Source organism: Arthrobacter hankyongi (assembly GCF_022012395.1).
Taxonomy (GTDB): domain Bacteria; phylum Actinomycetota; class Actinomycetes; order Actinomycetales; family Micrococcaceae; genus Crystallibacter; species Crystallibacter hankyongi.
In genome coordinates, this window is the sequence record NZ_JAKLTQ010000032.1 from 1 (window position 1) to 26,883 (window position 26,883).

Genomic DNA, 26,883 nt, shown 5'->3' on the forward strand with positions numbered 1-26,883 from the left:
CCGGCGGCGAAGGCGGTTTCCTGCGTCATGGTCATGCTCCTGGGATATACGGTTGTGGCGGCGGCTGTCCTGCGGTTGTTGGCCGGTCCTGGGGGTGGCTGCTAGAGGTCCCGGTATTTGAAGGAATGGGATCCAAGACCCTCGGGATTGGGGCCGTAGACGGCCACCATTCTGGCGTAGTCCGGCGCCCAGTAGCGTCCGGTGCGCCCGCCCCTGACCCTGGCAGCGTCCCCGGTGCGCAGGATGACGGTGGTGCCGTCGGCTTCGATGTGCAGCTCGCCCTCGATGACGAAGTTGGTTTCATCATGGGGATGGAAGTCTTCCCAGGCCGAGGCCTGCAGCTCCCATTCGGACAGGGCGAAATCATGCCAGCCCCGGGCGCGGGTGGGGATGATGAACCGGCCCCGGTTGTTCGGCCAGTCTGCCCGCATGGGGGTGAGCGGCTGCGCGGGCCAGAAGTCGATGGGAGCCTCCGCCTGTCCCGTCGGCGGGGTAGGGCTGGAAATGGTCATGTCAGGTCCTTTCGGAAATGCAGTTGGGAGCGGGCGGTGCAGCCTAGAGAAGCTCTTCGGCTTCGGTCAGGGTGTGGCGGAGGATTTGTTCTATTTCGTCGAATTCGCTTTGGCCGATGGTCAGGGGCGGCGACAACTGGATGACCGGGTCCCCGCGGTCATCGGCACGGCAGTAGAGCCCGTTTTCAAACAGCCTCCTGGAGAGAAATCCCTTCAGGATCCGCTGGCTTTCCTCCGGGGTGAAGGTTTCCTTCGTGGCCTTGTCCTTGACCAGTTCGATGCCGTAGAAATACCCGTCTCCGCGGACATCGCCGACCAGGGCGAGGTCGTTCAGCTTCTCCAAGGTTCCCCTGAAGGCCGCCTCGTTGGCCAGGACATGCTGGTTCAGCCCATCGCGTTCGAAGATGTCCAGATTCGCTAGGGCAACGGCTGCGGCCACCGGGTGGCCGCCGAAGGTGTAGCCGTGCTTGAAGATGTTCCGGCCCGAGGCGAAGGGCTCGAAGAGTTTTCCGGAGGCGATCATCGCGCCCATCGGGGCGTAGCAGCTGGTCAGGCCCTTGGCGCAGGTGATGATGTCGGGTTCATAACCGAACTTGTCCGCACCAAAATAGGTGCCCAGGCGCCCGAAGGCACAGATCACCTCGTCGCTGACCAGCAGGACGTCATACTTGTCGCAGATTTGCCGGACGCGCTGGAAGTAGCCGAGCGGCGGCGGAAAGCAGCCGCCGGAGTTCTGGACCGGTTCCAGGAACACTGCGGCCACGCTGTCCTCGCCCTCGGCCAGGATGGCCAGTTCAATCTGGTCGGCAGCCCACCGGCCGAACGCCTCGGGGTCATCCCCATGAACCGGGGCACGGTAAATATTCGTATTCACGGTCTTGTGCGCAGACGGAACCAGGGGTTCGAAATCCTGCTTGAGTTCCGGCACTCCCGTAATGGACAGGGCGCCCTGGGTGGTGCCGTGGTAGGCGGTCATCCGGGAGATAACCTTGTGCTTGCCAGGCCGGCCGGTCAGCCTGAAGTACTGTTTGGCCAGTTTCCAGGCCGACTCCACGGCCTCGCTGCCGCTGTTGGTGAAGAACACCCTGTTGAGGTTGCCCGGGGCCAGGGAGGCGAGCCGCTCTGCCAGTTCGGCAGCGGGCCTGTTGGCATAGGACCAGATGGGAAAGAATGCCAGCTCGGATGCCTGGGCGGCCATGACCTGCGCCAGTTCCCGGCGGCCGTGGCCGGCCTGGACCACGAACAGCCCGGCCAGGCCGTCCAGATACCGGCGCCCGGCCGCGTCATAGATATGGGCGCCCTCGCCCCTGACGATCAGGGGCAGGTCCTCGTTGTCCTGCGGCTGCGGCGCGAAGTGCATCCACAGATGTTCCCGGGCCGCCGTCACGTCATCGGCGGGGGCACGGCCGGAAAGAGTTTCGGTCATTGTCTGCTCCAGACCCTGCTCCGATACCGGAACAGGATTGATCGTGAGGGGATTGCCGGCACGCTCCGGAGGGAAAACGGGCCGCCGGCGGCCGTCCGGGTGCTGCGCCTGCGCCGGCCCGCCTGGGCGGGCCGGCGCAGGCAGGCGGCTAGCTGTTAATGTTGGCCATGACGTGCTTGATGCGGGTGTAGTCGTCGAGCCCGTACATGGACAGGTCCTTGCCGTAGCCGGAGTGCTTGAAACCGCCGTGGGGCATTTCGGCCACCAGCGGGATGTGGGTGTTGATCCACACGGTGCCGAAGTCCAGTTCCCGGCTCATGCGCATGGCCAGGCCGAAATCCCGGGTCCAGACCGAGGACGCCAGCCCGTAGGGCACGCCGTTGGCCAGTTCCAAAGCCTGCGCCGCGTCGGTGAATTTCTGCACGGTGATGACCGGTCCGAAGACTTCGTTCTGGACGATCTCGTCATCCTGGCGCAGGTTGGAGACGACCGTGGGGGCGTAGTGGAAGCCCCGGTCGCCCAGGCGGCGGCCGCCGGTATTGATGACCGCGTGGGCCGGGAGCCGGTCAATGAATCCGGACACACGCTCGAACTGGCGGTTGTTGTTCAGCGGAGGCAGCAGCGCCTCTTCGTCCTCGAGCCCCCGGTCGTAGGCGGTCACGACCGCCTCGGCCTGCCGGGTGAGGGCCTCGACGAAACTGTCGTAGACGCCGGGTGCTGCCAGGACGCGGGTGGAGGCGGTGCAGTCCTGGCCGGCGTTGAAGTAGCCGCCTATGGCAATGGCCTCGGCCGCGGCGTCCACGTTGGCGTCGTCGAAGATGATGACCGGGGCCTTGCCGCCCAGTTCCAGATGGACGCGTTTGAGGTCCGGTGCGGCCGAGGCGGCCACGTCCATGCCGGCGCCGACCGACCCGGTGAGCGAAACCATGTCGGCCCGCGGGTGGCTCACGACCTTCCGGCCGGTGGAGCCGTCGCCGCAGACCACGTTGAGGACCCCTGCCGGCAGGAATTCCGAGGCGAGTTCTGCCAGCAGCAGGGTGGATTCGGGGGTGGTTTCGCTTGGCTTCAGCACGATGGTGTTGCCGCCGGCCAGGGCCGGGGCGATCTTCCACACCGCCATCATCATCGGATAGTTCCACGGCGCGATCTGGCCGACGACGCCGACCGGTTCGCGGCGGATCCATGAGGTGTGGTCCGCCATGTATTCACCGGCCGACTTGCCTTCGAGCACCCGGGCGGCGCCGCCGAAGAAGCGCAGGTGGTCGACCATCCCGGTGATCTCCTCGGACCGGACCAAGGCCGTCGGCTTTCCGGTGTTCTGCGATTCCAGGGCGATCAGGTCCTCCTGCCGGGCTTCCACTGCATCGGCGAGTTTCAGCAGGGCCAGCTGGCGTTCTGCCGGGGTGGTCCGCTTCCAGCCCTCGAAGGCTGCGGAGGCCGCCTGGTAGGCCGCGTCGACGTCGGCGTCTCCGGACACCGGGGCGACGGCGAAGACCTCGCCGCTGAAGGGATCGATCAGGTCCATGGTGTGCCCGTCGAGCGTGTCACTGTAGGCGCCGTTGATGAAGTTGCGGATGGTGCGCTTGCCGGTCATTTATTTGTCTCCTTTGTCAGTGGTGAGCAGTGCTGGAGTGGATATGGTGCCGGCCGGTGCCGTGATGCGGACCCGTGTCCGGATTCGGTCGACCAACAGGGCCAGGACGAGCAGGGCGCCGAGCAGGATGTCCTGGACGTAGCCTTGGACCCGGATCAGGTCCATGCCGTTGTTCAATAGCACGATGAACAGCGCGCCCATGAACGCCCCGGAGACCCGTCCCTCGCCGCCGGCCAGGGCGATGCCTCCGATCACGGCCGCGATGATGGACTGCATGGGGTACTGCACGCCGATGTTGGCTTCGCCGGTGGAGACCCTGGCGGTGATCATGACGCCGACCAGGGCGGCCAGGAAGCTGCCGGTGACCAGCACGGAGACCAGGGTGCGGCTGACATTGACCCCGGCCTGGTAGGCGGCCTTTTCGTTGCCGCCGACGGCGTAGGCCTGCCGGCCCAGCCGGCTCCAGTTCAGCAGCACGTAGGCGCCGATGAGCACCAGGATCAGCATGAAGGTCGGGAACGGGATCCCCAGGATTGCCGAGGTGCCGAAGTTGCGGGAGAACTCCGGGGGCAGCCCGGTCACGGGGATGCCTCCGGCCACGAGCAGGGCAACGCCCGTTGCCGCGAATCCGGTGCCGAGGGTCACCATGAACGAGTTGACCTTGAAGACCGCGATGAGCACGGCATTGGCAATGCCGACGGCCAGGCCGACCGCCAGCGCGGCCAGGCAGCCGAGCAGGATGGCCATCCCCGGGTTCCCCGGCGCGGCGGAGACCATGACCGTGGCACAGATGATGGAGGACAGGGCCACGGTCCCGCCGTTGGACAGGTCGTAGTTCCTGGTGATCAGGTACAGCATCTGTCCGATCGCGATGATCCCGAGGAAGCTGACCTGCCGTGCCACGTTGACGATGTTGGTCGGCGAAATAAAGCGGGGCTCGACCACGGCGAAGGTGATGATCAGGACCACCAGCAGCAGCGGCAGGATGCCGTAGGCGATGAACTGTTTGCGCACCAGGTTGCCCGCGGAAATCCGGGGCACGGGGGCCGGACCGGCCGCGCCGGGCCGTGGGGAGGAATGCATCCTCGTGTCTGTTTGCGTCATGCGCCCTGTTCCTTCTCATGCTGGGTGAAAAACACTGGCAGTAGGGTTTCTTCGGTCAGGTCCTCGCCGGAGAATTCGCCGGCGATCCGGCCTTCGGCGACCACATAGGCCCGGTGGACCAGGTTGATGACCTCCGGAAGGTCCGAGGAGATGAGCAGGACCGCTGCCCCGGAATCGGCCAGTTCCTTGATGGCCTCGTAGATCTCCGCCCGTGCCCCGACGTCCACGCCCGCGGTGGGTTCGTCGAAGATGTGGATCCCGTAGGGCCGGGTAAACCCCCGGCCCAGCACGATCTTCTGCTGGTTGCCGCCGGAAAAGGTCGGTGGCAGCGCGTCGGGATTGGCCGGGCGCAGCGACAGGCGCTTCAGTACGGCCTCCGTCTCGAGCCGTTCCCGGCGCCGGTCCAGGAACCCGGCCCGGGTCCACCGGTCCAGGGCGGGCAGGGAGACGTTTTCCCGGGCCGGCCGCGAGGCGACCAGCCCGTCGTGCTTGCGGTCGGCCGGGTAGTACACCATGCCCTGCCGCAGCCGCTTGGACGGTGAGCTGTGGCCAAGGTCCTGGCCGTTGATGCGGATCCGTCCGGAGACCGTCCTGGCCAGGCCGAAGCACAGCTGCCCGATCTCGGCCTTTCCCGATCCGACCAGTCCCGTCAGCCCGACAACCTCACCCTGGCGTACCTGCAGGTCGATTTCCAGCACGCCGGCGCCGCTCACCTTCTGCAGTTCCAATGCCATGCCGCCGGGACGGTGCGGAATCTCGGGAAACAGGGCGCCGACCTGCCGGCCGGTCATGAGCGTGACCAGATCATCGTCGGTGACTTCGCCAAGCGGGCAGGTGCGGATCAGCGCGCCGTCGCGCAGCACCGAGACCCGGTCCCCGATCCTGCGGATCTCACCCATCCGATGGGTGATGTAGATGATCGCCAGGCCCTCGCGGCGCAGGGTGTGGACGACGTCGAAGAGGCAGTCGGTCTCGTTGTCGGTCAGCGACGCGGTGGGCTCATCGAGGATGAGCACCTTGGCCTCGCCCTGCAGGGCCCGGGCAATTTCGAGGATCTGCTGTTCGGCCCGGCTGAGGTCGCGGGCATATGCATCCGGCGGGATCGACGAGCCGATGCGCGCAAGAGCCTCTACCGCCTGCCGGCGTCCGGCGCGCCGGTCCACCAAGCCCCGGGACGTCGGTTCCCGGCCCAGGGCGAGGTTCTCGGCCACGGTCAGCTGCGGGACCAGGGCAGGTTCCTGGAAGACTGCTGCGATACCGAGCTCGCGGGCCCGGCGGGGGGTGGCTGCCTGGACCTGCTGTCCGTCCAGCAGGATGGTTCCCTCGTCGGGTCGGTGGATTCCGGCCAGCACCCCGATCAGGGTGGATTTTCCCGCACCGTTCTCGCCAAACAGCACATGCACCTGTCCAGGCAGGAAGTCGATGCTCACATCGCGCAGTGCCGCGAAGCCCTGGAACCTCTTGGTCACCCCCTGCACCGCGATCGCGGCGCGCGCGGCGCCTTGGGGCCGTTCCGTTATGATGTGGGTCGTCATCGGGGGTGTCCGATCAGTTGACGCTGAAGACGGGTTGGAAGCCCTCGGACGGCAGGTTCAGTTCCCGGATGAGCTGGTCCAGGTTGTTCCACTTTTTGCCGGCGGCCGGGCCGCAGATGACGTTGGCCGGGGTGCCGATGTGTGCGCCGCCGACCAGCGGTTCTCCGGCGAGGGTCCTGGCGGCCATGTCCAGGGACACCTTGGCCAGGACGAGGTCGTTTCCGGCGCTGGAGCAGGTTGCGCCGCCGGATTTCAGCAGGGAGGCAACCTCGGGGGTGAAGTAGTAGGAGGCCGTCTTGACCTGGTCCTGCAGCCGGCGTTCGGTCAGGGGGCCGGTTGCGGCATCGACGGTGGTGGCGCTGCCGAGGACGTAGTTCATCTCCGGGTAGGCCTCCAGGGCGTTCTCCACCAGGTCCAGCTGGGCATCCTTGCCCGTGTCGCCGTACTGGACGCCGAGGAGTTCCACATTCGAGCCTGCGGTTTGCTCCTTGAAGCAGGACATCAGCTGCTCAAGCGAGCCCACTCCGGCCGGGCCCGGGAACCAGACGGCCTTGACCGGCTCGCCCACTTCCTTCAGGTGCTTGCCCAGGTTGCCGCCCAAAGTGCAGTAATCAAAGAGGGCGCGGCCCGACACGCTGGTGGTGGTTACGCCGTTGATCATGTCGATGACCGGGATCCCCTGGGCGGTGATTTCATCGATCTTGTTGTTCAGCGCCTCGTTGCTCACCGCACCGACCAGGACCGCGTCGGCTCCGCCCGCGACGCAGTTGGAGAGCTGGTCGATCTGCTTGCCGATTTCCGTGTAGCCGCCGGCTTCGTAGACCTGCAGGGAGGCTCCGGACCTCCTGGCCTCTGAAACCAGGGCTTCGTCGATGCCCAGCCAGTACGGGTCCTTCACGTGCGGAAGCAGTGCACAGATGTTTTTTCCCTTGGCGCTGCCGGCCGGCAGCGGGGTGTAGACACCGGGCGTGCGGTCTCCGTCACATCCGGGGGTGCCGCAGTTGATGACCTCAATCGGCACGGTCCAGTCGGTGGCGGTCGCAGCTTTCGTCAGGGATTCGAAGGTGTTTTTGGAGGGGTCGGCAAAGATGCCGGCGGCTTCCAACGGTGCCGCAGCCGGCTGTGGGCGGTCGGCCACGGCAGAAGTCTCCGCCTGGGTGCAGCCGGCGAGCAGGAGTGCCAGACCTGCTGCGGAGGCTGCCAGCATTCGTGTGCCGGGTCGGCCAAAGGAAGTGAACATATGCGTTGCCTCTCGGGAAAGTAAAGCGCGTGCTCAATAAGGGGAGTGGTTCTTTGGGCCGGGCCGGCCTCAGATTTCCGAGTACTTGAAAGCGTCCGACTCCAGGCCGTCGGGGTTCGGGCCGTAGATGGCGATCATCCGGGCGTACACGGGCGCCCAGTAGCGGCCGATGCGGCCGGCGTTGACCCGCGCGGCATCGCCCGGCCCCAGGACCACGGTTTGTCCGTCACATTCGATATGCAGTTCGCCTTCCAGCACGAGGTTGGTTTCGCTGTGCGGATGGAAGTCCTGCCAGGCAGCGCCGGAAAGTTCCCACTCGGAAAGGGCGAAACCCTCCCACCGGTCGAGCGACTCCGGCGTGATGAGCCGGGTACGCATCCGCCGCCACTCCGGCTTCATGTTTTCCATCGGCCGCGAGGCCCAGAAATCAACGGGTTGAACGTCGGCGGCCACACTGTCGTGCGGGGAAGTTCCTGCTGTCATGTCTGCGTCTCCGAGTGGAAGTGGGCGGACCGTGGTGTGATGTACGCCACGGAAGATGGGTGCTACTCTTACATAGACAGCTGTCCCAGTCAACGGTCTTGGAAAGCGGTCCAAGATTGTTACGCTGGGGCATCCGGGGAATACCGAAGGGGAGGGATAAGGCCTTGCGAGTTCCCGCAAAAGAACGTAAGGAACAGCTGATTGCCGCCACAGCGGAACTGATGAAGCGCGACGGGGTACAGGCGATCAAGCTTCGCGACGTGGCCAAGGAGGCGGGCGCCCCCCTGGCCACGCTGCACTACTGCTTCAGCGACAAGGACGAGCTCATGGACGCCGCCGCCGAGCACTGGCTACGGCATATGAGCAGTTTTTCAACCGACGTCCCCCTCGACTCCGGGCTGCGCAAAGCACTGGAACATGTCGCCGAGGGCTACTGGGGCCTGCTTGAGGAATCGCCGGCCGACATCCTGGCCCAAGTCGAGCTCGTCACCTGGGCCACGCGCAATGCGGCCGTCAGTCCCTTGGCCGCCAAAATCTATCCGGCCTACGAAACGGAACTGGGCAAGGTCTTTTCTACCGCTGCCAGCAACAGCAGGGAACAAAGCAACCTGGAATTCGGAGCACTGGCGCGTGCCTTCATCGCTGTCTTCGACGGCGCAGCCCTGCAGTACATGACCGATCCGGCCGCTGAAGGCCACCGGGACCGCTACTTCATGATGATCGACGCGCTCCTGATGAAGGCCGGCGTCTGAGCGACGTCCATCCCGACATCTGGGGCAAAACCGGTAAGCGCAGATAGACGCGGCACACGGGGGCCGGCCCGGCCGGCCGCATCCCGCAGGGTGTCGGCGGTTCAAAAAAGACCTGATCAGTTATGGGGACCTGCCGGGTTCTGGCACCCGGGGAGGACCGGCTCATAGCCTTGCTGGAGGAACCGCCATCGACGAAGCCTGGAGTTCAGGGGCGAAACAGCAATTCCCATACCCGTCTTTCAACGCCGGTAACCGTGATTATGTTGCCTAAGGCAACTTGACATAAGGTCAATTATCGGCGTTTCTGGGTGGGATTCTGGGTGTGATCTGGTCATTGATACGGCCTGCTTTCCATGCGATCATGGAGACATGACAGCTGTTGCAGGGGCCCGCGGCGGGCTGAAGGCGCATCAGGATTCCATTCGGCTTCCCGCAGCCGAGCTGGTCCGCGACCTGCGTGACATCCTGGGTGCGAAGCTGGTTGCCTATATCGGTTCGGTGAAGGAAACCCGGGCCGTGCGGCAGTGGGCCGACGGTGAACGCAAGCCCTCGGCCGAGGTGATGACGCGGCTGCGCCATGCCTACCATGTGGCCGCGCTGCTGGCCGAGCGAGACTCACGCGCCGTGGTTCAGGCATGGTTCCAGGGCATGAATCCACAGCTGGACGATGTGCCGCCGGCACGGCTGCTGCGTGAAGGCCAGGTCGAGGACGGGGCACAGGCGGTACTTGCCGCCGCCAGAGCGTTCGCGGCGGCAGGCTGACGGGTGGGTCCTGAACAACTGGCAACAGTTACCAGAGGTGGAGACGCCCGGGTTTGGCGTATTGGATTCCGCCCTGACCCTTGGGCGTGGAGTGGCTGGGAATGGGCAACCGACGGCAGGTTCCCCGGCCGATGGGATGACCTGCACGGAAACTTCCGTACGGTTTACGCCGGATCCAGCCTGCAGGCATGCCTGCTTGAGGTGCTGGCCTCATTCCGCCGCGACGCCAGGCTTGCCATGGAGCTGGACGAGATCGTTGAGGATGATGAAGACGCAGTGCTGCACCCTACTGTGCCGTCAGGGCAAGTCCCCCGCGAATGGCTCGATGCCCGTGCTGCTACGTCAGCCGAACTGACAGGCACGTACTGTGCCGTGACTGACTCCAGGTCCATCGCAGCCCTGTATCCGCACTTCATCGGCACCGCCCTCAGTCTTGGCCTGACGGACTTTGACGCCGCTGCCCTGAAAGACGCCCGACCGCGTCAACTGACCCAAGCAATCGCGGCTTGGATCTACGAGACCACCGACATCGATGGCGTTACATTCGCCTCCCGCCACGGCGACGACCTGCGGCTATGGGCGATCTTCGAACGACCAGGCGACGGTTCGCTCAGCCCAAGACTTCGGCATACCCGGGCCGAGGAACTCCACCATGACAGCAACGCCATCAAGGACGCCTTTCAAATGCTCGGCCTGACCTGGAAGAACGAATAAGCCACTCCCCCTGCCCCCATCCGCCTGGCTTGACGGAATCACGGTTATCGGCGCTTACACGTGAGGTGTGGATGCTGCCCATAACGGACGTTATTTCAAGTAGCTGTCCCGTCTCATCTAAAGTTGCCCAATCTCATTACAATCGGCCCATCCGGGCAATCTGTCTCACTTCAGTTGGGTCATCAGTCGAGATCCCGTGTATTTTCGGGGTTCCCAGCTCATCCGCACCTGCTGCAATTCTGCGATTTGGGCCAACTGTAATGAGACAAAACCGACGAAATCCGTCTCACTTAAGTTGGATCACCCGCAGAAAATCAGAGCCCGATGATCCAACTTAGATGAGACTGGACAGTAGCGTTTCGGGAACGCTCCCCAACCGGGTGTCCCGTGCCACGCGGGATGTCAGTGTGCCATGAAGTTACCAGTGACGCTCGTTGGTGTGCCAGATTCTTGGCAGTGGACGCCGGGGAACAGCGTTCCGGCCAGGCCTGATACTGCAACTGCTCAAAATCACTGACAACCTCGCCGGCACACCCCTTCTAGGATCCGCGCCAGGAAGCTGTCAGTAGGTCCCTCCTGCTGACACATCCGATGGCACGGGACACCGGGCTTGGACAGAGCGTCTGCCGCTGCAGTTGAACTCGCTGTGCGGGGTTCCGGACTCTGCTGTACCCCCGGCGGCCCGCAGACGGCCATGCCGCGGCAGCCGGAGCCTTGCCCGTCACCCGTGGCACCTATGCTGAAGCGCCGGTCCGATAGGCCCGCAGCGGCTGCCGGTCGAGTCCATGCATCTTCAGTATCTGGCAACCTCCACGTGCAGGCCGTGCCCATTGAGTCCTGCCTGCGAAGCGGCAGAAAAGCCTTCCCGGCCTATCTGGCCGAAACGAAGGTGCCCGGCGTTAACTGATGTCCAGCCCTGTCGGGGAAAGCGTCCGCCCGAGGCGACATCGTCTGCCGGCGGCGGGACCGGCTAATGTTCTGCACCGGTCGGACGCCACGGTGTCGCTGCATGCGTTAGCGGGCAGCGAGGCTCAAACTTCCCGGTCCGCAGCACCGCAGCCTGCCTGCTGCCTCGTCGTCTGCCGTCGGGTTCGATGCGGTGCTGTTCAGGTTGGGGGATCGCGGAGCGGTGTCGGCGTTCCTCAGTGTGGAGGGCGGATGGCACGTGTCCCGGGTGGCGGATCCGGGACACGTGCCAATTTCGCTCCTGCAGCCGGCTCCACTGCAGGAGGGCAGCGCCGCCGGTTTCCCGATGGCCGGCAGTATCGGGAAACCTGGCGGCGGGTCTTGGAAATCCTGTCGAAGTTGCCTCCTTTTTAATGGCCGCGGAAGCTGGTGTGCTCCTGGTGGGTGAACCCGTAGGGGACACGCTCGCTGAGCGCGAGGACGTAATGTCCTGCGTCGATCTTCGTGACCAGGATGCCGTGGGTGCGGCTTTGCATCGCCTGGAGCCGCAGTTGCTCTTCCGCACGGCCAAGCTGCTCCTGCGCGTGCCAGGGATTCTTCGCCGGTACATGAATCGCGGGCATTGGTTTCTTACTTTCTTCAGCGGCCGTGGTGTTTTGGGTGCACACTGTACGGCCCCAGCGGTGATCCCTTCTCCAGGAACACAGGGAATCCGTCGGATACGGCTGCGCCGCTGGCGTCCGACATCCGACGGGTGCTCCTCGCAGGCTTTATCTATCGGGGGTGGATTTCGTTCTCGTCTGTGGAGAACAGGTTCCGCTCCCCTGTCCGCGCGTCACGGATCCAGATGATGTTCAGCCAGTGTGCGGCTTCGTCTACGGTGCCGTGCCGGCGATGTCCGCCTCGGTTGATGAATGTGACCTTATCGCCGGCCCGCAGTACCGCTGCGTCCCTGGATACGGGGTGGTCGTGCTTGGTCATATCCGTCCTTGAGGTGTTCCGTCCCGGTTCCTCCGTGGGAGGAGGCTCGTCGGGTTTTCGATGCTGCGTTTGAAGGCGGCCGGACACCGGCTGCGGCAGCTCCCCTGGCCCCCGTGCCGGCATGCGCCGATGCCGTGCCGTCGTGCTTCCCGGCGGGCCGGTTTCCGTCCGCATCCACGGACGGAAACCGGCGAGGCTGCATGGTTCAGGTCAGGTCCTTGCCCTTGGTCTCGGGCGAGACGATGGCGGCGATCAGCACGAAGGCGCAGAGCACGATCAGGTAGATGTCGAATGCGCGCGGGTTGCCTTGGGAGTAGAGCCAGGCCTGCAGGTACGGGGCGGTTCCGCCGGTGACGGCGCCGGCGATGGAGTAGGGCAGGCCCATGCCGATGGCCCGGACGTTGGTGGGGAACTGTTCCGGGAAGAAGGCGGGCATGATGGCCGTCGGGGCGGCGATGAGCACCATGCCTGCAGCCATGTAGACCGCCAGCCGCCAGGAGTCCTGGCCGCCGTTGAAGACCAGGGTCAGCGGGATGATCAGGACCATGGCGCCGATGGCGAAGAAGTACCAGTTGAACTTGCGGCCGATCCGGTCCGAGAGCCAGCCGAAGAAGACCAGGCAGCCGATGAAGAACAGATTCGCAGCGGTGCTGATCCACAGCACGTGCTGCGGGTTCATCTTCAGGGCGCCGATGGCGAAGGAGGGGGCCATGATGGACCAGACGTAGAACAGCACGGTGCCGCCGGCGCTGAGTGCGATGATGCGCAGGCAGGCGCCGCGGTGTTTCCATACCTCGGGCCAGATCGAGGTCCGGGCCCCGGTGGCCTTGGCGGCCTCGAGCTGCTCGGCCCGTTCCTTGAACATCGGGGTTTCGTCGAGCTTCCGGCGCAGGTACATCGCGTAGATGCCCAGCAGCCCGCCGATGATGAACGGGATGCGCCAGGCCCACTCGCGCACGCCCTCGGGTCCGAACAGGCTGGTGAGGATGGCTCCGAGCAGGGTGGCCGCGATGACGCCCACGGTCACGAAGCCGAAGACGCTGGAGGACCACAGGCCGCGGGACTTGCTCGGGGCCATTTCGGTCACATAGGTGAAGGAGGAGACCACTTCGCCGCCGTGGCCGAAGCCCTGCAGAAGCCGGCCCAGCAACAGGAAAACAGCCGCCGCGGCGCCGATCATCGCATGGCTGGGCGAGATGCCGATCAGCAGGGAGCCGCCGGCGGTGACCATCATCGATACGGACATGGCCAGGCGGCGGCCCCTGCGGTCGGCGAACCAGCCGAAGAAGAGCCCGCCCAGCGGGCGCATCAGGAACCCGGCGGCGAACACCGCCAGCGTGCCCAACAGGGAAGTCAGTGCGTTGTCGGCCTTGAAAAACTGGCCGGCAAAATAGGCCGCGAAGATCGAGTACGCGGTCCAGTCGTACCATTCGAGCGCGTTGCCGACGCCGACGCCGAGGATGATGCGCTGCTTCTCGCGACCGGACAGCTGCGCCGCTGCCGGGCCGGTAAGGGCAGGGGTGGTTGAAGTCATGGGTTTTCTTTCGCTTGAGGGGAAGTGAAGAGGCTCCGGTCCCGCCGGCTGCACCGCCGGACGGCCGCCCCACCGCTGTGTACTCTGTCACACTTTTTTGACGAAAGTCACTAGACCGCCATGTAACGATACGATAACGAGCCGAACATGGCCCCTGAGGCGGCCCGGCTAGGCTGCGGCGAGCTGACGGAAGCGGGAGCCGTGGAAGACCAGCGGCTCGAGGCCCTTGTCTGCGTGCAGGGCGTGGATTTGGAAGAAGATCACCTGGTGATCCCCGGCCGGGTGCTCGTCGTAGACGCTGCACTCAAACCACACCGGGGCGCCGGGGATGAACACGGCCCCGCCGGTGCCGGTGACGGCCTCGATCCCGGCGAATCGGGCGGACTTGTCCCGCCCGGCCAGCTGGCGGCACAGCTGCCCGTGCCCGGCGCCGAGAATGGAAATACCGATCCGCTCGGCGGCACGCAACCCCGGCCAAGTGGAGGACGAGTTCTGGACTGCAAACATCACCAACGGTGGCTCGAGCGAGACCCCGACGGTGAAGGAGGAGGCAACCAGCACATGCCTGACGCCGTCAACCTCGGCGGCCAGTGCAGCCACCCCGGAGGGGAAGTGGCCGAAGGTTTCGCGCAGCAGCTGCGGATCGGGGGCGTAGGTGTTCAGGCTCATGGCACTGCCCTTTCTGCTGGTTCGGGGGGGGGCGGGAAGATGGCGCCGGCCGGCGGCGGCTCAAAGAGGTGCGCAGCCATAGCCTGCGTGGCAGACAGTGTGGCAGGAAATCCGTGGTTTGTATAGCTAGACTATTGCGAACGTCACTAGCTTGACATATGAGCCACGCCATAGTTTTCTATTGCAACATCGTGGCGATCGTAGTAGTTTCGTCACACTTTGATGTTTCCCGCCGTCGCCCAGGAGCTTCCCCATGACCCAACAGACCGAGACCGCAGCCGCCGTCACCAACCGCGTATCGGTGATCCGCGAACACGAGCGCGAGAACCTCTGGTTCCTCGGCGACCTGATCCAGCCGATCATCACCAGCCAAATGACCCAGGGGCGTTTCATGATGGCCCTGACCCATGCCAAGGCCGGATCGGAGCCGCCCCTGCACGAGCATGATGCCGAGGACGAAATCTTCTACATCCTGGAGGGCCGGATCCGCTTCTGGGCCGCCGATACCCAGGTGACACTCGGACCGGGAGACTGCATCCTGATGCCCAGGGACGTCCCGCACATCTTCCAGGTGGTCCCCGAGCTCGAGGCGAAGTGGCTGGTCATGACCGCACCGGGCGGCCTGGAGGACTTCTTCCGGGCCGTCTCGATCCCGGCCGAGTACGCGGGCCCTCAGCGCGGCTGGAAGATGGATGAGGAAACGGAACAGCGGCTGGAGGCCGCCTGCGAGAAGTTCGGCATCACCCTCATCGCTCCCCCGGGCGCCCGCCCGGACGCCCTGCCGGACGGCGGAGCCTGAGGTGCCCGCCGCCGCAGGCGCGCAGTCCGGGACCGTCCGGGCGTTCTGGGACGCGCAGGCGGCCGGTGATGCCGCCGCCGCCCGTGCGGTCCTGGCCGAGGACCTGGAATGGACCGTCGCCGGCCGCCACTCCGGCCTCGCCAGGACCTACCGCGGCCGCGAGGCATTCTTCGGCGAACTAATCGCCACCCTGTCCGCCACCTTCGAACCCGGCAGCGCGGTCATGGACATCCGCGGCATCTACGAAGATACCGCCCGGTCCACCGTCGTCACCCACCTGCGCGAAACCGCCCGCACCCGCACCGGACTGGAGTTCGACAACGAGATCGTGACCATCATGACCGTCGAGGACGGGCGCATCACCGCCTGCCGGGAATTCATGGACCTGCACGAGGTCCGCCGCACCTTCGGCGGGGACACCGCCGATCCCCACCAGATGTAAAGGTTTGAAACCATGACCGACACCGCCGTTGACCCCGCCCCGCGCCTGAAGGCCGCCGGGGCCCCGCCGGCCGAACTGATCGCCGAACTGGTCGGACGCATCCACGCCATCGGCCCACTGCTGCGCGAAAACGCCCTGCTCGCGGACAAAACCCGCGTGCTGCCGCAGGCCACCGTCGACGCCCTGGAGGAGACCGGCGCGCTGCGCATCGCCGCCCTGCGCCGCTACGGCGGCTACGAGGGCGGTGCCTCCATGCTGCTGGAGGTCGCCCGCACCGTCGGCTACTACGACCCGGCCGCCGCCTGGTGCACCGTGATCTCCAACGGTTCGGTTATGCTGGCCAACCGCTACGAGGACGACCTGCTGGACCAGATCTTCGCCGCCGGCCCGGTGCGCATGGCGTCGATCTTCGCCAGCCCGCAGGGCACCGCGGTGCCGGAGAACGGCGGCTGGCGGGTCTCCGGCCAGTGGCCCTTTGCCTCCAACTCCTCGCACTCGGAGTGGGCCATCGGCATCCTCTTCCTTAAAGAGAACGTGGACGGGCCGGAGGATGCAGCCCCGCGCATCGGCTTCGCCATGATGAAGCGCGGCGAATACGAGGTCAGGGACACCTGGTACACCATCGGCATGCGCGGCTCCGGCTCCAACACCATGGTCGCTGAGGACCTGTGGCTGCCGCAGAACCGGATCATCACCTTCGAACGCCTGATGGGCGACGGCTTCGAAAAGGACCCGGAAGCCACCTTCGGCCGCCGGCTGACCCCGCACCTGACCATGTCCACCACCATCCAGGCCTCATCCCTGGGCGCAGCCGCCGCGGCACTGGACTACGTCACGGAGAAGGCGCAGACCCGCCCGATCACCTACACGCATTACAAGCGCCAGATCGACTCCGGCGCGTTCGTGCAAAACCTGGGCCAGGCGAGCATGAAGATCGACTCGGCGAAGCTGCTGCTGCAGCGCTCGGCGGCGATGATCGACGCCGCAGCGGCCGGCACCGAGCCCATGCCGTTGGCCGACCGAGCCCGCAACCGCGGCGGCATCGGCCATGCCGGGCATGAACTGGTCGACGCGGTCAACGAGCTGTGCTGGCTGCACGGCACCGCCGCCTTCGCAGAGAACAGCCTGCTGGGCCGGATGTGGCGGGATGTCAACACCGGCACCCGGCACGCCTCCATCACCGCCCCCATGGGCTACGAACTTCACGGGGACGGGCTGACCGGCGTCGACTACATCTCCACTAAGCTCTAGGGAAGGACACATGGGGACCTCGGCCACCATCGGCATCACGGCCAACGGTCTGCGCGGACGCAGCGACGGCGGTGTCACATCCTTCCTGGGCATCCGCTATGCGAAGCTCGACGCCGGGGTACGCTTCGGCGCGCCCGTCCCGGCCGCCGGCCAGCTCGACGCCGCACGACCGGCCGAGGTTCCCGTCTTCCCCCAGCTGCCCAGCCGCCTGGCCGCGGCGATGGGCAGCGGAACACCGAACCCGCAGGACGACGACGCGTTCTTCCTCAACGTCTGGGCCCCGGAAGGCGCAGATAAGCTGCCGGTGCTGTTCTTTATCCACGGCGGGGCCTGGACCAGTGGCGGCGGGGCCAACGAATGGTACGACGGCGCCCGGCTCGCGGCGCAGGGCCTGGTCGTAGTCACCGTGAACTACCGGCTCGGCCCCGTGGGACTCCTGGCCCCGGCCGGCCACGGCGAACCCCACCTGCCGCTGCAGGACCTGCTCTGCGCGCTGCGCTGGGTCAACGCCAACGTTGCTGCCCTGGGCGGAGACCCGGAGCGGGTCACCGTGGCCGGCCAGTCCGCCGGCGGCTGGTACGGACACCTGCTCACCCTGCTGCCCGAGACCCGCGGGCTGCTGCGCCGGGCGGCACACCTGAGCATGGCCACCCGCGCACCCTGGGACCCGGCCCGGCACCGCGCAGTCGTCTCCGCCGCCGCCACCCGGCTGGACGGCGCACCGCTGCACACGGTCCCGGCCCAGGCGCTGCTGCGCGCCGGGGCCCAGGCACTCCGCGCCACTACCGGTCCCCGGCCGCTCGGGCACGCGGCCTCCGGCTACCTGCCCACGGCTTCCCCGGACATCCCGGGACGGTTCCTGGACCCCGCCTGGTGCGCCGGCAGCTGCCACGCCGAAGCCGTCCTCTTCCGCTACAGCGCCGAGGAGACCGGCACCTTCTTCTTCAACTCCGGACCGGAACTGGCCGCGACCGCCACCCAGGTGGACGAATGGCTCGCGGCGCTGCCGCCAGCCGACCTGCCGCCGGGCCTGGCCGTCCGGAAGGCGGACCCGTACGAAACCCTCGTAGCGGTTTCCTCCTGGGTACAATTCCAGCGCTTCCCCACCGAACTGGCCGCCGCCTACACGCACGCCGGAATCCCGGCGGAACTGCGCGTGTTCACGCACCGCTCCGCGCTGCCGGGCCTGCTCAGCGGGCACTGCCTGGACCTGCCCTTCCAGTTCGGCAACCGCCAGGCCTGGGCCGACGCCCCGATGCTGCAGGACCTGGACGATGACGGGTTCGAGGCCGTCGTGGCGCAGACGGTCACGGAACTGGCCGGATTCGTCACCGGGTAGCGAACTCCGACGGGCAGCCACCAGCCCGGAGCGGGCCGGGCAACTTCACGGCGCCTCCGGCCCTGCCACCCGTAGTCCCGAAGCATCCGCATGACGCCGTCGGCCCTGACCGTCTGTGCGGTTCCCGCCGGCGGCACATTGCTGCAGGTAAGCGGCGAACCGGTCCGGAGCAGCACCGCGAACCCGGCACCGCTATCCGGCCATCCTGGCCACGCGCCGATGCGTCAGCCGTAGATGGCCCGCTGGGCGTGCCGGGCCGAGAGCGGGCCGAGCAGGGTGTGCAGTTCGCGGAAGAGCGTCCGGGCTGCCTCGCCCTTCCAGCCCTCCGGCAGCGCCTCGGCAGGCAGACCCGGATCCAGAAAGGGCAGCTGCCGCCACTGCGTCACCATCGGCACATAGGCGCAGAATGCCTCCCGGCAGGTCTGATCGTCGCGCCCGGGCCGGCCCTGCCAGGCCGCCAGCACCGGAGCGTAAGCATCGATGAAGGCCGCGTAGTGGGCCTCAAGCGTAGCCAGGTCCCACCACTGGGCCACCTTTGCCTTCAGATCCCCCGGACCGGCGTGCTGGGAGAGGAAAAACTCCACATACTCCTCCAGGCCGTTGCGCCGCACATAATCGGCCGCCTCCTCGCGCAGATGCGCCGGGGCCACCCACAACCCCGGCCCCACCGCGCCGAAACCCATCCGGCCCAGGCCGCTGCGGATCTTGTGCCGCTGGCTGCGCTCCGCCTCCGGCACGGAGAAGGACACCAGCAGCCACGGGTCCCCGGCCCGGGCCGGACGCGGGAAGAAAATACGCTCGTCACCGGTGCGGAAGTGCTCCTCCAGCTCACCGGCGAGGGCATAGCCGCTCTGCCCGTCGACACGCTCGCTGACCAGCACGCCCTTCTTCTTCAACCGTGAAATCGAGGAACGCACACTGGCCGGCTCGGCACCGAGTTCCTGCAGCAAACGCACGATGACGGCGACGGGAATCACGCCGCCGCTGTGCCGGCCGTAAAGGCCGAACACCGTGACAATGAACCGGTGGTGCGGCGGTTGCCCCTGGTCGCCGGGAAGCCGGCCGGCAATAATCTCTTCTTCCGCACGCACCCTGCCAGCCTACCAATCCAACCAGTCCAACCAGGCCGGATCGGGCCTGTGTTCCGGCACAACGCCCCGCCCCTTGCTGCCGTATTCAAACGGCGGCAACCGGAGGCTCCGCTACCGCTTCCATGTGTGAACCCGACCACGACGTGCAGCCTTCCACTGCGGGTCATACGGGTGCAACCAGCGCGACCAGAGCGGCACACCAGGCGAGCAGAATCCAGTTCCTGTCCCAGGAGAAGATGACCCCGAACGCTTCACGACAGCATGGAAACGCCGGCCCCGGCTGCCCCGCCAAGACAGCCGGTCCACAAGCCGCATCCAGAAACCGTTCCGGACATACTCCCGGCTATCGGCGGAACTAAGAAGTGTGGTCGGGAAGGGAAGCGGCCGGTGTTCGGGCTCTATGTTCGCAGCATAGGTGTCCGGGTCCGGGCAGGAAGTCAAAGACGGTGCTCCTTGCCCGGCGCGCCGGGGCACTTGAGAAGACAGGAGGTGGCTCCTGCTTGTGCTTATTGGGAAGGCGGACATGGGACTTTGGATGCAGGAAACGGCACGCTGTCGGGTTCACGAACAAGCCTGTGCCCCTTCTCCTGCCTTGCAGGTTTCAAACTGCAGCGGGGAAGGCGGGCAGGATGCATCGCCGCACTTGCCCCGCTTCCCGACTTCGGCGCGGTACGGGCGGTCTTCGTCAGTACGGAAGACGGCTCCGCCGAGGTCGTAGCGGATCCCATTGACCGGGGACCCTTTATGACCGGAGCGAAGCTCCGGACACCATGCCGGGTCCGGAGCTTCGGATGCCCGCACTCAGGGCAGATTCGACGCCAAAGGCTATGGTGTCGGGACTCCTGCCTTTCCTGGGTCCCGGTCCAGGCAGCCCCGCCACCGGGTCAGGCCGGTTGGCCCGCGAGCCCGTAGGCTTCGTCTGCGGAGGCCTCGGGGATCTTCATTTCGAAGGTTTCGGTAATGCTGGTGTAGTCGTGGTAGCCCATCCGGGCCAGAGGCCGGATCCTCCCGATGTCGAGCCGGCCGTCCGCGGTGAGCACCTCGTCGTTGATGTGGATCCGCTCGACTCGGGCGAAGACGATGTCGATGGTGCCCACGTTGGAGTTGCCGGTCATCCGGTGCGTCGAAAGGTATCGACACTCGAAGTGGACCGGGCTCTCGGCCACCATCGGAACAGGTGCGAGCTCGGCGTAGCGCTTGGTCACGCCGGCCCGGTCGAACTCGCTCTCATCGAAGGGAAGGGCCATGGCGCTGATGTTCACCGCCTGGCGGAGGTCGTAGGTGGCCATGTTCCACACGAACCAGCCGGTCTGCTCCGCGTTCAGGACCGTGTCCTTGCGCCGCCCGTCCGGGTACTGGTTGGCGCTGAACATCACCATGGGCGGATCAAAGGTCAGGTTCTGCCACTGGCTGTACGGAGCCAGGTTCTCGACCCCGTCCGGGCTGACGCTTGAAAGCCAGCCGATGGGCCGCGGAACCGTGCAGCTCTTGAACGGCGAGTAGGGCAGGGGGCTCTTCTCGTGCGAGGGATCGTATTTCACAGGGTCTCCTTGGCGGTGATGGCGGTTGCGGGGACGATGGTTCCGGGATCGGAGCCGGCCGCGGGTGAGGCGGCCATCCGGTTCCGGACGGATCGGGACGTGAGGTAGTAGATGCCGCCGGCGACGACGAGGCCGATGAGCCAGGCAATTTCGGCTCCGCCGAGGAGGTCGGCGATTGGGCCGACGTAGAGGGGGCTGTTCATGAACGGGATCTGGATGAGCACGCCGAGGACGTAGGCGATGAAGGCGCCCTTGTTGAAGCGGCCGTACTCCCCGTCGCGGAGGAAGAGCTGTGCGACGTTGTAGCGCTCCTTGCGGACCCAGTAGTAGTCGACGAGGTTGATCGCGGACCAGGGTGTCATGAAGTAGAGCAGGAAGAGCAGGAAGTCGGTGAAATTGGTCAGAAAGTTGCTGCTGGCGGCCAGGGCGATGGCCAGCGAGACCGCGGAGATGGCCGCGACGTAGACGGACCGCTGCCGGGGCCCCACCTTCTGCTGTCCGGCGAGGCTGGTGATGATGGTCGCCAGGGACATGTAGCCTCCGTAGGAGCTGAGGGTGTTGCCGGTGAGCTTGCCGCAGATCACCGCGAGCAGGACCAACGGCCAGATCGCACCGCCGATACCTGCGATGTAGCCGACCTGGTCGTGGCCGAACGCGGCCCCGCCGAGGGCGGCCGCAAGGGCGCCGAGGGTCATGGCCAGGGACCCGCCGAGCACGCTGCCCAGGAAGGTCCAGCCGATGGTGGCCCTCTTGGGGGTGTTCTCGGGGAGGTAGCGGGAGTAGTCGGCGATGTAGGGGCCGAAGGTCAGCTGCCACGAGGCCGAGAGCGAGACCCCGAGCACGAACGGGGCCGCGGCGAACCCGTGCGCTCCAACGACGGCGCCGATGTCCCCGTCGGTGAAGATACGGACGAGGAGGATCGCGAACACGACGGCGCTCAGCACCGCGGCGAGGTGGGAGAACTTGTGGATGTAGCGGTATCCCACGATCGCCAGGGCCGTGGACATGAGCGCGAACACGACCGCGCCGGCCTGGGCCGGGACATGGAAGAGGGTCCCGATCGCCTGGCCGCCCAGGACCAGGCCCGTGGCGTAGAAGCCCACGTAGATCATCAGGGCCAGCACCAACGGAAGGATCGCCCCGAAATAGCCGAACTGGGCCCGGCTCTGGATCATCTGCGGCACGCCGAGCTTGGGGCCCTGTGCCGAGTGCAGGGCGGTGAAGAAGCCGCCGACTGCGTTGCCCACCACGATGGCCGGGATGGACCACAGGGCGCTGTTGCCCAGGATCACGAACAGCGCACCGGTCACCACAGCGGTGATCGATGTGTTTGCCGCGAACCAGACGAAGAGCAGGCTCCTGGGGGGAGCCGTGCCTCTCCTCGGGGGGGATGAAGTCGATTGAGCGCCGTTCGACGGTGACAGTCTTCGCCATTGCAGACCTCTGTTTCTTGGGAAGGGAATGTGAACTGCGTCACGCCAGTATGCAACCGATATATCGGTTGGTCAAGCGGTGCCGCTAAAGTGGAGGCATGATGCAGCAGGGGAAGGCCGCCCAGGCCTACGACGAAATCGAGCGCCTGATCGTCTTCCAGGAACTGGCTCCGGGCACGCTCGTGTCCGAGGCCGTCCTGATGGAGAAGACCGGCCTGGGCCGCACACCGGTCCGCGAGGCCCTGCAGCAGCTCGCCCGCAACCGGCTGATAGAGATCCACCCCAACAAGGGCGTGCTCATCCCTCCCGCCTCCGTGGAAGCCCAGCTGCGCATGCTCGAGCTCCGCCGCGTGCTCGAAGCCCTGGCCGTGCGTCTGGCCTGCCATGCAGCCACCGACGCCGACCAGATCCCGATGCGCGAGATGATCGAGCTGCTCCATGCAGACCGCTTCACGCTCAGGCAGTACCTCGAAACGGTCAAGGAAACGCACCAGATGATCGTCGCTGCGGCCCACAACGAATATCTCGCTGACGCCATGGCGCCCCTCCAGGGACTATCCCGCCGCTTCTGGATCACCCACGTCCGGGACGAGCAGGCCGAGATCAGCCACGGCGCCGGCCTCCACGCGGGAATCCTCCGCGCCATTCTGGACCGGGACCCGGAAGCCGCGGAGAAGGCCTCCCACGCCCTCAACGATTATCTCGTTCAATTCGCCTACTCCACGATCAGCCTTCACGTAGGACCTGCGTAATGCCCCCAAGGATCCGCCGGGCGTTGTCGGACAGCCGGCCTTCTGAAGCATGGGACAGAGGAGCAGATGCAGGGCGCACCAGACGGATTTTTGGCTCCTGATTCGCGTCCGCACGCCGGGCCCCGGCACGGGGCTATCCCGGACCGAAACCCGCCGTTGAAAACGCCGCGTTTCCAAGGTTCCCGGATTGGTGCATGTCCTGGCCGCAAAAATGCCTGCTGACGGCACCTTTGGCGCACCAGCTGTGAGGATCGCGTCTCACAGGGCACCTCCGCGCAGCACCACTTGCCGGCAGCCGCTTTCAAGTCCGTCCGGACATAGTCACGGCTACCGGCGTCAACTAACGGAAGCTCTGCCTGACACGGCTACTCCCGACTCGCTACCCCAGATGTCGTTATGACAAACGCAGGGAGGTGGACGTTTTGGAAAGCCTTAGCGTCCTTTGGGAGCCGAGTTCCCTTATTGATGGGTTCGAAGGATCCGTTTCGCTTAAGTCGGAACGTCGTAGGGCTGGCATGTCCGGCGATCCCCGATTACATGAGGCGGGACAACATATTGCGGCACTACCTCCCCTGCTTCCAAGTGGCACCATGCTTCGGGTCAAGCTCACGCTTTCCGGCCTCGGATGGGTGTCTATTCGTCGGGGAAAACGTTCAGTCCCAACAGCCAGTCCCAGATGGATTCGGCATGCCGGTGCATGGCCTAGCGGGGCTAACCGGGGTGCCCATGGATGATTTCGCCAACTGTTCGGTATGGCTGTGCCGGGCGATCTTGCGGAGCCTGGTGAGGTCCGTGGTATTGAGGAAAATTTCGGTGACTTCCTGCCGAAGGAATTGATCTGGCAATCTACGGATCCGCGGATCCCATCCCACCCGATCTGGCAGTTCAGTGTCGATTGACTTCCGCAGCCCGATGGACCGGAGTACCGCGCTTCAACACCGGACGCATACGAAATCGCCAACAGGGGTAGGACGGTACAGTCTGGGCGCTGAACACGGGTTCAGTGCGTCGGTTCGGGTCACCGGCCGGGTAGTTGCAACCGGTTCATCGAGCCGAAGAGTGATGGACTGAGTATCACCGAGCGCCCGTCCTGGATCTGTGAGGTGATTAGCGGCTGACCCACGGTCGGATCCGCTGTACCGTCCGGGTAGCTGAGCGGGGACTGGCCGCCGTCGCCGAAGTAGTAGATGCCGTTCAACCCCCGGTGGATCTCCTCGCGCAGCACTTTGCACGTGCCCGCGGGCACGGTGCTGCCGTTGCGTGCCCAGCTCCAGGCCAGCAACTGGACCTGGTCGTAGGCGGCGCTGGCCTGGGCGGGTCCGGGCTCGACGCCGTAGCGCAGCAGGTAATTGCGCTGAAACCGGCTCGCCGAGGCCGAATCGGTGCGGGTGGTGACCGAGCTCCAGACTGCCCCGTCAGCCAAAGGCCCCAAGACGTCCTTGAACCTGGGGATCGAGGCTCCGTAGACGTAGTGCACCAGGCCGGTGAAATCGTGCTCCCTCAGCAGCCGGTGGAACAGCGCGATCTCATCCGGGATGAAGTGGGCAACCAGCACCACATCCGGCTGCGACTCCGAAATTTTCCGGGCAATTCGCCGCCAATCCGTCTGCCGGAACGGGGCCGACTGCGTGGATGAGACGCTCCAGCCTACGGTGGACAACGCTTCCTCAAATCCGTTCCCCGTAATGTGGGCGCTCGGAGAGTCCATTTCCACGACCGCTACCTGGCGGTTGGAGGGGGCATAGGTCCGGCTGGATTCCAACTCCTGCAGGAAACGCCGGAAGGCCATTGCATAGTATTTCTCCGATGGGCAGGTCTGGTAGATCATCCAATAGCGGTCGGGGTGGGAACGTACCAGTTCAACGTGCTGCTCGAAGGTATCCAGGTGCAGGAAGGGCCGGCCGTAGTCAGCTGCCATGTCCAGAATGAATGGATTTTCGGCGCTGATGTAGTTGGTCGTGATGGCATCTACGCCGGAATCGATCAGCCGCTGCATGGCTGCCCGGACATCGGTCGGGTTGAAAATGTCGGCATCGGCGACAATGTGCTCGAGGGGACGGCCTGCGATGCCTCCGTTGGTACTGATTTCCTCGACGGCCAGGGCGGATCCGCGGACGTGTTCCTCGCCATCGTCGGTAGCATTGCCGGACAGGGACGCCAGGGTTCCTAGCAGGATCGGACGGCGGATTGCAGGCAGGGCAGCCAAGGCCCGGACGCGTTCGGGGTTGCGGCTGAGCATCCGGGCGAATTTCTCCAGACCGACGGCGGCGATCGGGGCCACCCCATCGACACCGCCAGACACAGGCAACGCGAGCAGGTTGCTATCGACAGCCATGGCAGCCAGGCCGGCTCGGCCGCGCTGGTCCAGCTTCTGCAGCAACCGCTCGATCTGGGTGGACACTGTCCGGGGACTGGTTCCAAGCCGTTCGGCGATCTCGATGTTGGTCAGGCCGACGGACACCAGGGTCAAAACGTCGATTTCCCGTTTCGTGATCCCCTGCGGCAGTGCCACTTGGCTGGCAGTAACCAGAGCGTGATCCTGTTGGTCGCCCCTGCCGCGGTGGCGCTCCATACGCACGGCAAGCCACATTCCATCCGCGCGATAAAGGAACCGTGCTTCGGGCCGGTTGACCAGCAGGAAACCCCGCGCGAACAGAACAAGTTCAGTAGTCGGTTCTTCACCCTTAAGGACAACCGTCTTCCCTTGGTGGTCCGCTGTGAACTCGGACTGGGACATCGTATGCCTGTTCCATTCGCCTAAAGTCATCCAGTCATTCTGCGTGAGTCCCGCCACTGCCAACAAGCTTGTGGCCGAACTCCGGCGGCCGCCGTAGGTGGGGCGGCCGCCGGGATCAGGCTCAGGCGACGGGTACGGGCACTCTTCTGGCAAGAAGGGCTGCCTGCTGGATCGCTTCCTCCTGCCAAGGTTCGATAAATCGCTGCGGGTAGTTCTGGAAAAAGACAAGGTAGGGATCGTCCACGGCCGACTTCACGCCGGTCAGTTCCTCGAGCACGGCCATGCCACAGAACGGGACATAGTGCGCCGAGTAGCCGCCTTCGTGCGCGAATACCAGCCTACCGCCGCTCAACTCCGCGGCGGCCTGGATGACCAGACGCGACATACGGCGGAAGCCGTCACTGGTGACCATCATTCGTCCCAGCGGATCGGTCACGGCCGCGTCCATGCCGCTGCCGACGATGATCAGCTCCGGTTCGAACCGCTGCAGTGCAGGAATGACTACGTGCTCTACGGCCCGCACATAGCCGCCGTCTCCAGTACCGGCCGGCAGCGGGACGTTGAGAACGCTGCCCTCGGCTCCCGGTCCACCGGTTTCCTCTCGGAATCCGGAGTCCACTGGATAGAGCCGGTCCTGGTGGAGCGAAACCGTCAGTACGTTGGGGTCTTCCCAAAAGATCTTCTGCGTTCCGTTGCCATGGTGCACGTCCCAGTCCACAATGGCGATCCGCTTGATCCCAAAATCTTCCTGCGCGATCCTTGCCGCGATGGAGGTGTTGGCCAGGATGCAGTATCCCCGACCCCGGTCCGGCTCCGCGTGGTGTCCCGCTGGTCGGACCAGTGCGTATGCATTGCTGACTTCGCCGGACAGGACCCCGCGCACCGCATTGGCGACGGCGCCAGCTGCCAGCCGGGCGATGCGCAGGCCCTGCGGTCCGAAATCCGCGTTTTCTCCAGCGTCCCCTCCGGTAGGGTCCAGTGCCTTGAGCCGCCGAAGGTAATCCGCCGTATGGACCCGGAGGATCTCCTCGTCGGTAACTTCGGTCGCGTCTAGGCGCTTCATCTGCTTGTCGAAGCCGCTGACTTCCACGAGCGCAGCAAAACGCCCCTTGGTCGCCGGCGAATCAAAGGCTTCGTAGGGCTGGATAAATCCGCCGGGTGGGAAAAATCCGGATCCGTTTCCGGTGTTGTGCCAGTTGAAGGCTTCATGCCAAATCCAACCAGTGGTCACTTGCTGCTCCTCGATTCGAAATTCGAATTAGTTCCGTGGATTCACGGTGGATGTG

Annotated in this window: 24 protein-coding genes; 8 read left to right on the plus strand and 16 right to left on the minus strand. The window is 65.5% G+C overall.

Annotated features, from left to right (window positions below):
- Positions 1-101: 101 nt before the first annotated feature.
- The 7 genes from LVY72_RS23160 to LVY72_RS23190 form a co-directional block, all read right to left on the minus strand.
- Positions 102-512, minus strand: a complete 411-nt coding sequence (locus LVY72_RS23160; protein WP_237827176.1) for a cupin domain-containing protein — start codon at positions 510-512, stop codon at positions 102-104.
- A 43-nt stretch (positions 513-555) separates the two neighbouring features.
- Positions 556-1,938 (minus strand): aspartate aminotransferase family protein, encoded by a 1,383-nt coding sequence (locus LVY72_RS23165; protein WP_237827179.1) that lies wholly within the window; start codon positions 1,936-1,938, stop codon positions 556-558.
- Positions 1,939-2,086: 148 nt separating this feature from the next.
- On the minus strand, positions 2,087-3,532 hold the full coding sequence (locus LVY72_RS23170; RefSeq protein ID WP_237827181.1) for a gamma-aminobutyraldehyde dehydrogenase: 1,446 nt from the start codon (positions 3,530-3,532) through the stop codon (positions 2,087-2,089).
- Complete coding sequence (locus LVY72_RS23175) at positions 3,533-4,636, minus strand: ABC transporter permease (RefSeq protein WP_237827183.1); 1,104 nt, start codon at positions 4,634-4,636, stop codon at positions 3,533-3,535.
- Entirely contained in the window at positions 4,633-6,171 is a 1,539-nt protein-coding gene (locus tag LVY72_RS23180) for a sugar ABC transporter ATP-binding protein (protein ID WP_237827185.1), read from the minus strand. Before LVY72_RS23180 ends, LVY72_RS23175 begins: the two co-directional genes overlap by 4 nt.
- A 13-nt stretch (positions 6,172-6,184) precedes the next feature.
- The gene (gene torT, locus LVY72_RS23185) at positions 6,185-7,309 is read right to left on the minus strand and encodes a TMAO reductase system periplasmic protein TorT (protein ID WP_237827187.1); all 1,125 of its coding nucleotides are present in this window, start codon (positions 7,307-7,309) and stop codon (positions 6,185-6,187) included.
- Between the two features lie 171 nt (positions 7,310-7,480).
- Positions 7,481-7,894 carry a cupin domain-containing protein gene (locus LVY72_RS23190; RefSeq protein ID WP_237827189.1) on the minus strand — a complete coding sequence of 138 codons (414 nt, stop codon included), beginning with the start codon at positions 7,892-7,894 and terminating at the stop codon, positions 7,481-7,483.
- A gap of 164 nt (positions 7,895-8,058) precedes the next feature.
- Here LVY72_RS23190 and LVY72_RS23195 point away from each other — a divergent pair, with 164 nt between their 5' ends.
- The 3 genes from LVY72_RS23195 (at position 8,059) to LVY72_RS23205 (ending at position 10,122) form a co-directional block, all read left to right on the plus strand.
- Complete coding sequence (locus LVY72_RS23195; RefSeq protein ID WP_237827192.1) at positions 8,059-8,646, plus strand: TetR/AcrR family transcriptional regulator; 588 nt, start codon at positions 8,059-8,061, stop codon at positions 8,644-8,646.
- 369 nt (positions 8,647-9,015) lie between these two features.
- Positions 9,016-9,408, plus strand: a complete 393-nt coding sequence (locus tag LVY72_RS23200; RefSeq protein ID WP_237827195.1) for a hypothetical protein — start codon at positions 9,016-9,018, stop codon at positions 9,406-9,408.
- Between the two features lie 3 nt (positions 9,409-9,411).
- Complete coding sequence (locus LVY72_RS23205) at positions 9,412-10,122, plus strand: RES domain-containing protein (RefSeq protein ID WP_237827198.1); 711 nt, start codon at positions 9,412-9,414, stop codon at positions 10,120-10,122.
- Between the two features lie 1,316 nt (positions 10,123-11,438).
- Here LVY72_RS23205 and LVY72_RS23210 read toward each other — a convergent pair.
- From LVY72_RS23210 to LVY72_RS23225, 4 genes are all read right to left on the minus strand, one after another.
- Complete coding sequence (locus tag LVY72_RS23210) at positions 11,439-11,651, minus strand: hypothetical protein (RefSeq protein ID WP_237827201.1); 213 nt, start codon at positions 11,649-11,651, stop codon at positions 11,439-11,441.
- Between the two features lie 151 nt (positions 11,652-11,802).
- Positions 11,803-12,009: a hypothetical protein gene (locus LVY72_RS23215; protein WP_237827204.1), complete on the minus strand. Its 207-nt coding sequence runs from the start codon at positions 12,007-12,009 to the stop codon at positions 11,803-11,805.
- A gap of 205 nt (positions 12,010-12,214) precedes the next feature.
- Entirely contained in the window at positions 12,215-13,543 is a 1,329-nt protein-coding gene (locus LVY72_RS23220) for an MFS transporter (RefSeq protein WP_237827207.1), read from the minus strand.
- Positions 13,544-13,711: 168 nt separating this feature from the next.
- On the minus strand, positions 13,712-14,212 hold the full coding sequence (locus LVY72_RS23225) for a flavin reductase family protein (RefSeq protein WP_237827209.1): 501 nt from the start codon (positions 14,210-14,212) through the stop codon (positions 13,712-13,714).
- Between the two features lie 253 nt (positions 14,213-14,465).
- On the opposite strand from LVY72_RS23225, the gene LVY72_RS23230 reads away from it, so the two are divergent.
- The 4 genes from LVY72_RS23230 to LVY72_RS23245 are packed head-to-tail and all read left to right on the plus strand — an operon-like array spanning position 14,466 to position 18,043.
- Positions 14,466-15,011 carry a quercetin 2,3-dioxygenase gene (locus tag LVY72_RS23230; RefSeq protein WP_237827212.1) on the plus strand — a complete coding sequence of 182 codons (546 nt, stop codon included), beginning with the start codon at positions 14,466-14,468 and terminating at the stop codon, positions 15,009-15,011.
- Between the two features lies 1 nt (position 15,012).
- Positions 15,013-15,453 carry a nuclear transport factor 2 family protein gene (locus LVY72_RS23235; protein ID WP_237827215.1) on the plus strand — a complete coding sequence of 147 codons (441 nt, stop codon included), beginning with the start codon at positions 15,013-15,015 and terminating at the stop codon, positions 15,451-15,453.
- A 12-nt stretch (positions 15,454-15,465) separates the two neighbouring features.
- On the plus strand, positions 15,466-16,704 hold the full coding sequence (locus LVY72_RS23240; RefSeq protein ID WP_237827217.1) for an acyl-CoA dehydrogenase family protein: 1,239 nt from the start codon (positions 15,466-15,468) through the stop codon (positions 16,702-16,704).
- Between the two features lie 10 nt (positions 16,705-16,714).
- Positions 16,715-18,043, plus strand: coding sequence for a carboxylesterase family protein (locus tag LVY72_RS23245; protein WP_237827219.1), 1,329 nt, complete (start codon positions 16,715-16,717; stop codon positions 18,041-18,043).
- A gap of 224 nt (positions 18,044-18,267) precedes the next feature.
- Here the strand turns inward: LVY72_RS23245 and LVY72_RS24830 are convergent, their stop codons facing one another.
- The 3 genes from LVY72_RS24830 to LVY72_RS23260 form a co-directional block, all read right to left on the minus strand.
- A complete protein-coding gene (locus tag LVY72_RS24830; RefSeq protein ID WP_237827221.1) occupies positions 18,268-19,134 on the minus strand; it encodes a PaaX family transcriptional regulator in 867 nt (288 codons plus the stop codon).
- A gap of 884 nt (positions 19,135-20,018) precedes the next feature.
- A complete protein-coding gene (locus tag LVY72_RS23255; RefSeq protein ID WP_237827223.1) occupies positions 20,019-20,675 on the minus strand; it encodes a flavin reductase family protein in 657 nt (218 codons plus the stop codon).
- Positions 20,672-21,988 (minus strand): purine-cytosine permease family protein, encoded by a 1,317-nt coding sequence (locus LVY72_RS23260; RefSeq protein ID WP_237827225.1) that lies wholly within the window; start codon positions 21,986-21,988, stop codon positions 20,672-20,674. The genes LVY72_RS23255 and LVY72_RS23260 overlap by 4 nt, the downstream gene beginning before the upstream one ends.
- Positions 21,989-22,206: 218 nt before the next feature.
- Here LVY72_RS23260 and LVY72_RS23265 point away from each other — a divergent pair, with 218 nt between their 5' ends.
- Complete coding sequence (locus tag LVY72_RS23265) at positions 22,207-22,860, plus strand: GntR family transcriptional regulator (RefSeq protein ID WP_237827227.1); 654 nt, start codon at positions 22,207-22,209, stop codon at positions 22,858-22,860.
- A gap of 1,018 nt (positions 22,861-23,878) precedes the next feature.
- Here LVY72_RS23265 and LVY72_RS23270 read toward each other — a convergent pair.
- Both LVY72_RS23270 and LVY72_RS23275 read right to left on the minus strand, forming a co-directional pair.
- Entirely contained in the window at positions 23,879-25,825 is a 1,947-nt protein-coding gene (locus LVY72_RS23270) for an ABC transporter substrate-binding protein (protein WP_237827230.1), read from the minus strand.
- Positions 25,719-26,828 (minus strand): histone deacetylase-like amidohydrolase, encoded by a 1,110-nt coding sequence (locus LVY72_RS23275; RefSeq protein ID WP_237827233.1) that lies wholly within the window; start codon positions 26,826-26,828, stop codon positions 25,719-25,721. The genes LVY72_RS23270 and LVY72_RS23275 overlap by 107 nt, the downstream gene beginning before the upstream one ends.
- Between the last annotated feature and the right edge of the window lie 55 nt (positions 26,829-26,883).

What these genes read in the sequence shown, in the direction of transcription:
- LVY72_RS23160 (WP_237827176.1), bottom strand. Translation starts at nt 512, where the DNA reads ATGACCATTTCCAGCCCTACCCCGCCGACGGGACAGGCGGAGGCTCCC.
- LVY72_RS23165 (WP_237827179.1), bottom strand. Translation starts at nt 1,938, where the DNA reads ATGACCGAAACTCTTTCCGGCCGTGCCCCCGCCGATGACGTGACGGCG.
- LVY72_RS23170 (WP_237827181.1), bottom strand. Translation starts at nt 3,532, where the DNA reads ATGACCGGCAAGCGCACCATCCGCAACTTCATCAACGGCGCCTACAGT.
- LVY72_RS23175 (WP_237827183.1), bottom strand. Translation starts at nt 4,636, where the DNA reads ATGACGCAAACAGACACGAGGATGCATTCCTCCCCACGGCCCGGCGCG.
- LVY72_RS23180 (WP_237827185.1), bottom strand. Translation starts at nt 6,171, where the DNA reads ATGACGACCCACATCATAACGGAACGGCCCCAAGGCGCCGCGCGCGCC.
- LVY72_RS23190 (WP_237827189.1), bottom strand. Translation starts at nt 7,894, where the DNA reads ATGACAGCAGGAACTTCCCCGCACGACAGTGTGGCCGCCGACGTTCAA.
- LVY72_RS23200 (WP_237827195.1), top strand. Translation starts at nt 9,016, where the DNA reads ATGACAGCTGTTGCAGGGGCCCGCGGCGGGCTGAAGGCGCATCAGGAT.
- LVY72_RS23210 (WP_237827201.1), bottom strand. Translation starts at nt 11,651, where the DNA reads ATGCCCGCGATTCATGTACCGGCGAAGAATCCCTGGCACGCGCAGGAG.
- LVY72_RS23215 (WP_237827204.1), bottom strand. Translation starts at nt 12,009, where the DNA reads ATGACCAAGCACGACCACCCCGTATCCAGGGACGCAGCGGTACTGCGG.
- LVY72_RS23220 (WP_237827207.1), bottom strand. Translation starts at nt 13,543, where the DNA reads ATGACTTCAACCACCCCTGCCCTTACCGGCCCGGCAGCGGCGCAGCTG.
- LVY72_RS23225 (WP_237827209.1), bottom strand. Translation starts at nt 14,212, where the DNA reads ATGAGCCTGAACACCTACGCCCCCGATCCGCAGCTGCTGCGCGAAACC.
- LVY72_RS23230 (WP_237827212.1), top strand. Translation starts at nt 14,466, where the DNA reads ATGACCCAACAGACCGAGACCGCAGCCGCCGTCACCAACCGCGTATCG.
- LVY72_RS23240 (WP_237827217.1), top strand. Translation starts at nt 15,466, where the DNA reads ATGACCGACACCGCCGTTGACCCCGCCCCGCGCCTGAAGGCCGCCGGG.
- LVY72_RS23245 (WP_237827219.1), top strand. Translation starts at nt 16,715, where the DNA reads ATGGGGACCTCGGCCACCATCGGCATCACGGCCAACGGTCTGCGCGGA.
- LVY72_RS23265 (WP_237827227.1), top strand. Translation starts at nt 22,207, where the DNA reads ATGATGCAGCAGGGGAAGGCCGCCCAGGCCTACGACGAAATCGAGCGC.